Raw genomic sequence first — 7,557 nt, 5'->3', positions numbered from 1 at the left:
AGAACATCAAGTATTGTTCTTAAAAAATCATCATCTCACCGCAGCATAATTTCAAACATCACTTTTTATAGTTAACTTTTCCATTGTTCGTGTTTTGATAATGGTTTGTTTGCTATACTAAAAAACCGATAATAATATTTCTTAAAAAAATCATTGACAAGACTTAGCTGGTCTTACCACCTTACCACCTTACCACCTTACTACCTTACTACCTTAAAAATGTTTCACCCTATCATTCTCCTCTGCCTTTTTCGCATCATTAAATCGATCTAGAGTACCCACTAAATAGCCTGTAATTCTTCGGATTCGATGGAATTTTATAGTACCTTCTTCTCGACCGCAAGCTGGGCAGGTATTGCCAATAATTCCGCTGTATCCACATACAGGGTCTCGGTCTAAGGGATGGTTGATGGAGCCATAACCAATGCCAGCTTCCTTCATAGCTTTTACTACCTTTTCAAAGGCATATAGATTGTTAGAAGGGTCTCCATCGAGCTCTACATAGGTTATGTGTCCTGCATTTGTCAGTTCATGATAAGGTGCTTCTAGCCTAATCTTATCAAAGGCACTAATTTCGTGGTAAACAGGTATGTGGAAGCTATTAGTGTAGTACTCCCTGTCTGTAACTCCTTCGATGATTCCAAAGGTATTTTTGTCCATTTTTACAAAGCGCCCTGCTGTTCCTTCTGCAGGTGAAGCAATAAGGGTAAAATTTAAATTGCGCTTTTTACTCTCGTCATCCATTCTTCTGCGCATATGACCTATGATTTTTAGTCCTAATGCTTGAGATTCTTCGCTTTCACCATGGTGTTTGCCTGTTAATGCTTTTAGACACTCTGCTAAACCGATAAAACCAGCAGTCAGCGTACCATGCTTTAATACCTCTCGCACTTCATCTTCCCATTTGAGTTTATCCGAGTCTATCCATACCCCTTGTCCCATTAAGAAAGGATAGTTTTTTACCTTTTTTCGTGCCTGGATTTCAAATCTTTCCCAAAGCTGTTCTATAACTACATCCAAAAGTCGATCCAATTCTTCAAAAAAGTTTAAGATGCTGCCATCTGCTTTTAATGCGATCTTAGGTAAATTGATTGTAGTAAAGCTTAAATTTCCTCTTCCGTATACTACTTCATTTTCTAAGTCGTGGACATTACCTATAACTCTTGTACGACAACCCATATAGGCAATTTCTGTTTCAGGATGGCCTTCTTTGTAATACTTTGCATTAAAAGGAGCATCTAAAAAAGAAAAATTAGGGAATAATCTTTTGGCGCTGACTCTACAAGCTAATTGGAATAAGTCATAATTGGGTTCTCCTAAATTATAATTAACGCCTTCTTTAACTTTAAATATATGGATAGGGAAGATAGGCGTCTCACCATTGCCAAGTCCAGCTTCTGTAGCTAGCAGTAAGTTTTTTATTACAAGTCTTCCTTCTACTGAAGTATCCATTCCGTAATTAATGGAACTAAAAGGAATTTGAGCACCAGCTCGGCTGTGCATAGTGTTTAAATTATGGATAAAGGCTTCCATAGCTTGATAAGTAGTCTTATCGATTTCTTTTTCTGCGCTTTTTATGGCAAAATTTTGTGCTTTCAAAATAAGCTTTTTATCTTCAAAGTAATCTTCTAGTAGTTTTGCTTCATAATACTGATAATCCTCGTAATTGCTCATCGTTGGAGTAAGTTTATAGGTGCTTTTGATTTTTTGACTAATCTCTACAACAGTATCCCAAATATTAGGTAAATTATATAACAACTCTAAAGATTTTGATAAATTTTGCAGATAATGTTTTTTATAGCTCTTTCGCACGCCTGGAGCCATTCCGTAATCAAAATTTGGTATACTTTGTCCGCCATGTTGATCATTCTGGTTAGATTGGATAGCGATACAGGCCAGAGCAGAATAACTTTGAATATTATTTGGCTCCCTTATATATCCGTGTCCTGTACTAAATCCACCTTGAAACAACTTTTCAATGTCAATTTGGCAACAAGTAGTAGTCAGAGTAAGAAAATCTAGGTCGTGTATATGGATATCGCCCTCTTTATGAGCTTTAGAATGCTCAGGGTTTAATATAAACATCTCATAAAACTGCTTTGCACCTTCAGAACCGTATCGAAGCATGGTACCCATTGCAGTATCTCCATCAATATTTGCGTTCTCTCGCTTCATGTCGTTGTCTTTAGCCTCTTTGAATGTGAGATCACTGTATACTTTCATCAATCGAGTATTCATTTCTCGTACACGAGTTCTTTCAGCTCTATAGAGTATATATTCTTTTGCAGTACGGGCATGGCCTTTTTCAATGAGAATTTTCTCTACAGCATCTTGTATGTTTTCTACAGTGGGTATTTTTCCATAAGTGTGCTCTTCTATGTACTCTACTACAGCTTCCGCTAGGGAAAGTGCTGTATTATAGTCTCTACCTCCTTTAGCACTTGCTGCTCTAAAGATTGCATTAGAGATCTTCTCTAAATTAAAAGGAACCTCTCTGCCATCACGTTTTACGATTTTTGTTATCATTACTATTCTCCTTCATTTGTTTCTCTGACTCTTGATTGATAGGAAAAACTATTAAGCGATTATCCTATTCTTTTCAAGTACCGAAATTGTCTATATATTGCGATAACAATATTAACACACCCCAGTATCTTGCGTCAATTTGTTTATTTTTGCATAAATAAAAACCCTTTTGAAAACAAGTACTTGATTATAAAAAACATTTATGTTACTATAAAGGCAATTACAACTGAATAATGCAAATTTAGGTTTATTATGATTAAATTGGAAAGAGGTGCAATTCCTCTACAGCCCCCGCTACTGTAAATGATGACGAACCCCTAGGCAACTCCACTACATCACCTGTTGATGTGGGAAGGATTAGGGAAGTAGGATGATTCAAAGTCAGGAGACCTGCCTAGATTGGAGAATGTGTAAAGCTTCGGAGGGAGGTTTGTTACCGTAATTGGATAACATTGTTTTTATTAACCAGATCTCACGTAGATCTGGTTATTTTTTTCGAGGTGTAAAAACTTCTTGGATTTCTAGATAACTAAAAATATTTAGGAGCACCCTCCGCTTTAAATAAAACAAGGAGAGAATTTTAATGAAAATACTTAAAATCAAAAAAATCAACACTGCAATTTTTATGTACGCTCTTATTTCTTTAGTAATGTTTAGCGTAAAAGACGTACAGGCGATGCATATTATGGAAGGCTTTCTTCCAAAAGGATGGGCACTGTTTTGGACAGTTGTGGCTATACCATTTTTCGTCCTTGGAGTGCGCAGATTAAATTTTATATTTAAAAATCAACCAAATAAGAAACTTTTAGTCGCATTGGCAGGCGCATTTGTATTTTTATTATCCGCTTTAAAAATTCCTTCTGTAACAGGCAGCTGTTCACATCCTACTGGTGTAGGCTTGGGAGCTATATTATTTGGACCAACTATTATGACTGTACTAGGAGTAATCGTTTTACTATTCCAAGCTCTATTACTAGCCCATGGCGGTATTAGTACATTAGGTGCAAATGCTTTCTCTATGGCAGTAGTTGGTCCTTTTGTAGCTTATGGAATCTTTAAATTACTTCGAAAGAACAATGTGAATGCAGGCGTTTCTGTTTTTGCAGCAGCAGCATTGGGAGATTTAGCTACTTATGTAGTTACCTCTTTGCAATTAGGTGTGGCCTTCCCTGATCCAGTAGGAGGTATAGCAGTATCTATTTTTAAATTCTTAAGCATCTTTGCTCTTACTCAAATCCCCATTGCAGCAGCAGAGGGAATCATCACTGCTTTAGTATACGACAAAGTCGTAGAGTATGAAGGAAAGGATGTAATAAATGAAAATTTCAACTAAAATCATACTAGTATTTGCATTACTAGTTTTAATCATTGTACCTTTAGTCATTACAAATGATGCTGAGTTTGGTGGAGCTGACGGTGAGGCAGAAGAAATGATTACTGTTATTAACCCTGATTATGAACCTTGGTTTAGTAGCTTTATGGAGCCAGCCAGTGGGGAAATTGAATCTCTGCTCTTTGCTTCACAAGCCGCATTAGGTGCAGGGATCATCGCATATTACATAGGATATAATAAAGGAAAAAAGGAAAGAAAAATCCATGTTACAAGTCGATAAAATCGCTTATACAAACAAGTTGACTAAAATAAATCCAAAAATCAAATTTGTTGCAGCAATGATTTTGCTATTTACAGCAATTGTTTTTGAGAACATACCTATGTACATTGGTATGTTTCTCCTTATTGGATTTGTACTGGTTCAATTTGCAGGCATAAAACTTAATCGTTATCTTAAGTTTTTTATGATACCTTCATCCTTTTTGTTATTGAGCCTAGTAACTATTTTGATTTCTGTATCAAAGAGTGCACATGTTTTTCTTTATAATATTCCTGTAGGAGGATTTTACATTGGCATAACGCAGTCTTCTTTAAATCAATGTTTTATCTTGTTTTTTAGAGCCTTAGCCTGTCTTTCTTCCACTTATTTTCTTGCCTTAACCGTGCCCATTAACCAGCTATTAAAAATATTAAAGAGCATGAAAGTGCCAATTGTAGTATTAGAGATGGTTATGCTCATTTATAGGTTTATAATGATGTTCTTAGAAGAATACAAAGATATGCAGACGGCTATATATTTGAAATTTGGATATGGAAATCTAAGGACATCCTATAGATCTATATCTTTGCTCATTGTAAGTCTCTTCACTAGAATGATGAATAGATATGAAGAATTGAGCATTTCACTAGAAGTAAAATTATATGATGGAGATTTTCATGTATAGGTTAGAGAGTTGCCATAATCTATATATATGATCTCTTCAGGAAAATAAAAAGATAATGCAAGCTTAAGTAAAGCACCAAAGACATGCAAGGAGGCTTTTATGTTAAGAACAGAGCACTTGACTTATAAATATGAAGATAATACCATGGCCTTAAAAGATGTAGAAATTAACTTAAATAATGGTGAAATTATCGCTCTTATTGGGGGCAATGGAGCAGGAAAATCTACTATGTTTTTAAATCTAATGGGCATATTAAAACCTACAAAGGGTATCATTCTTTTTAATGGGCAACCACTAGAGTATAATAAAAAATATATGTACGATTATCGTCAAAAGGTGAGTTTGGTTTTCCAAGATCCAGATAAACAAATATTTCACTCGAATGTCTATGATGATGTAGCTTTTGCCTTGAGAAATATTGGATTACCTGAAGATGAAGTAAAGCGTAGGGTAGACGACGCCTTAATACAAACCGAAGCATATGATTTTAAAGAAAAAGCCGTCCACTACCTCAGTTATGGGCAGAAAAAAAGAGTAGCCATTGCTGGGGTCATAGCTCTAAATACACAAGTTATACTCTTTGATGAGCCAACAGCCGGTTTAGACCCAGCAATGACAAGAGGAGTTGTCAAAATTATCAATACTTTAGCTAAGGAAGGGAAAAAAATTATCATTTCAAGTCACGATATGGATATTATTTATACACTTTGCGATTATGGATACATATTAAATCATGGTCAGGTCATCGCTAATGGATCAATTGAAGATTTGTTTAGTATGGATGAAGTACTAGAAAAAGCTAATCTTTCTCAGCCATGGCTTATGAAAATACATAAAAAATTAGGTTTACCATTATTTCGAGATGAAGAAAAACTATTTGATTATTGGAGGGAGATCAATGGAGCTAGCAGTTATCGGGGTTGATCACCACATTGCGCCAATGGAAGTACGTGAAAAGATGTCTTTTACGGAATCTAAAAAAGAGAAAACATTTCAAATATTACGACAAGAAAATATTCAGGAACTTATCATCGTATCTACGTGTAATAGAAGTGAACTTTATTTAGCGAGTGAAGAATTAGAACAAAGCATACATTCCGTTTGTACCTATTTAAAAGAATATACTGGGCAGGATGATATTGAAAAGCACTTGTTTATAAAAGAAAATAGAGATGCAGTATATCATATCTTTCAGGTAGCGGCAGGACTTGAATCTCTCGTTATAGGTGAAGATCAAATATTAGGTCAAGTAAAAGATGCTCTAGAATATGCCATTGAGAGAGGCCACAGTGGAAAATTACTAAATAAATTATTTCGAGAGTCTATCACTAAGGCAAAATATATTAAAACCACTTTAAAAATATCCGAAAATCCCACATCTGTTGGTTATGTTGGCTTGAAGATGTTAAAAAAAGAGATGGATTCCTTAGAAGGAAAACGTGCTCTTATTATCGGAGCAGGCAATATGGGCAAATTATCCTTAAAATATATTATGGAAGAAAATTTAGACAAGGTATACATCACAAACCGCACCCATGATAAATTAAACCAATTATTAATTGAGTTTGAAGGAGTATGTCCTGTTTATTACGAAGATCGATACGATTTACTTCAAGAAGTAGATATACTCATTTCTACAACAGCGTCTCCTCATACTCTATTTCGAAAAAACAATATGCCCAAATTAAGAAAAGATTTGTATATTCTCGATTTAGCTATGCCACGAGATGTGGAAAAGGAAGTTGGAGAGCTAGAGGGTGTTCACTTATACGAAATCGACGATTTAAAAAAGGTCATCGATGAGAATATAGAATATCGAAAGAGTCTAATGGAACCTATAATGGTTATTATACAGAAATCTGTAGAGGAGTTTTATAAATGGAAAGGGGCTGCGAAACTAGACCCTTTAATCAAAAAAATCAATGCTCAATGTGAAACCATTAAGATGGAATCGTTAGATTATATCTATAGAAAGACAAATCTTACTATTAAAGACAAAACAGTAGTAGAAAAAATGATTCATTCTGCACTTAAAAGAAGCATAAAGCCTATTATTAATCTAAAAAGGATAGAAGATGCGGAAAAACTAGATGATTATATTGCTGTAATTGATGAAATCTTTGGGAAGTGATGAGAATTTGTATTATTCAGTAATGATCGAAATGAGAGGTAAGAATGTAGTAGTTTTCGGCGGTGGTAAGATTGCTTATCGCAAGGTGGTTTCACTCTTACAATGTGAGGCAAAAGTCACTGTGATAAGCGTGGATTTTACTTACGAGTTTGATGAGCTCTTAAATCAATTTCCAAGTATAACTCTCATAAAGGACTCCTATAAAAAAGAGTACTTAAAGGGAAATTATTTAATAGTAGGAGCTACAAATGCTAAGGATATTAATATTTCTATTAGTGAGGATGCAAAGGAACTAAAGATTCTGTGTAATATAGTCGATAGTGGAGAAGCTTCCGATTATATTGTTCCATCTGTTGTAAGAAGAGGGGATTTGATTCTATCTGTATCCACCTCTGGAAAGAGTCCATCCCTTAGTAAAAAAATAAAGAATTCATTAGAAGAAGAGTATCCTAAAGAGTTTGAAGAGTATGTAAACTTACTGGGAAAAATTCGAGAGATGGTCATCAAAAACGTAAAAGATCAAGAGGAGAAAAAAAGGATTTTAAATAGCTTAACGGATTTGTCTGTAGAGGAATTAAGAAAAATGTTGTAAAAGTGGAAGTATAGATGTCAACGAAGGTAAT

7 protein-coding genes and 1 riboswitch are annotated in these 7,557 nt (G+C 34.8%); of the genes, 6 read left to right on the top strand and 1 reads right to left on the bottom strand.

Annotated elements, in window-relative coordinates:
* Positions 1–213: 213 nt before the first annotated feature.
* A complete protein-coding gene (locus tag DES36_RS03600) occupies positions 214–2,526 on the bottom strand; it encodes an anaerobic ribonucleoside triphosphate reductase (RefSeq protein WP_113919856.1) in 2,313 nt (770 codons plus the stop codon).
* 226 nt (positions 2,527–2,752) lie between these two features.
* Positions 2,753–2,938, top strand: a riboswitch (cobalamin riboswitch).
* Positions 2,939–3,109: 171 nt separating this feature from the next.
* Between DES36_RS03600 and DES36_RS03595 the strand changes: the two genes are divergently transcribed.
* From DES36_RS03595 to DES36_RS03570, 6 genes are all read left to right on the top strand, one after another.
* Positions 3,110–3,859, top strand: a complete 750-nt coding sequence (locus DES36_RS03595) for an energy-coupling factor ABC transporter permease (protein ID WP_423230747.1) — start codon at positions 3,110–3,112, stop codon at positions 3,857–3,859.
* Positions 3,843–4,139: an energy-coupling factor ABC transporter substrate-binding protein gene (locus DES36_RS03590; RefSeq protein ID WP_113919855.1), complete on the top strand. Its 297-nt coding sequence runs from the start codon at positions 3,843–3,845 to the stop codon at positions 4,137–4,139. Before DES36_RS03595 ends, DES36_RS03590 begins: the two co-directional genes overlap by 17 nt.
* Positions 4,123–4,803, top strand: coding sequence for a cobalt ECF transporter T component CbiQ (gene cbiQ / locus DES36_RS03585; RefSeq protein ID WP_113919854.1), 681 nt, complete (start codon positions 4,123–4,125; stop codon positions 4,801–4,803). The genes DES36_RS03590 and cbiQ overlap by 17 nt, the downstream gene beginning before the upstream one ends.
* A 99-nt stretch (positions 4,804–4,902) precedes the next feature.
* Positions 4,903–5,727 carry an energy-coupling factor ABC transporter ATP-binding protein gene (locus tag DES36_RS03580; RefSeq protein WP_113919853.1) on the top strand — a complete coding sequence of 275 codons (825 nt, stop codon included), beginning with the start codon at positions 4,903–4,905 and terminating at the stop codon, positions 5,725–5,727.
* Positions 5,702–6,934 carry a glutamyl-tRNA reductase gene (gene hemA, locus DES36_RS03575; RefSeq protein WP_170128161.1) on the top strand — a complete coding sequence of 411 codons (1,233 nt, stop codon included), beginning with the start codon at positions 5,702–5,704 and terminating at the stop codon, positions 6,932–6,934. The genes DES36_RS03580 and hemA overlap by 26 nt, the downstream gene beginning before the upstream one ends.
* A complete protein-coding gene (locus DES36_RS03570) occupies positions 6,915–7,526 on the top strand; it encodes a precorrin-2 dehydrogenase/sirohydrochlorin ferrochelatase family protein (protein WP_113919851.1) in 612 nt (203 codons plus the stop codon). Before hemA ends, DES36_RS03570 begins: the two co-directional genes overlap by 20 nt.
* The last annotated feature ends 31 nt before the right edge of the window (positions 7,527–7,557 follow it).

The sequence above is a fragment of the Alkalibaculum bacchi genome, assembly GCF_003317055.1.
GTDB lineage: Bacteria > Bacillota > Clostridia > Eubacteriales > Alkalibacteraceae > Alkalibaculum > Alkalibaculum bacchi.
Note: the sequence above shows the minus strand (reverse complement) of the source record. Positions and strands in the feature narration are given on the sequence as shown.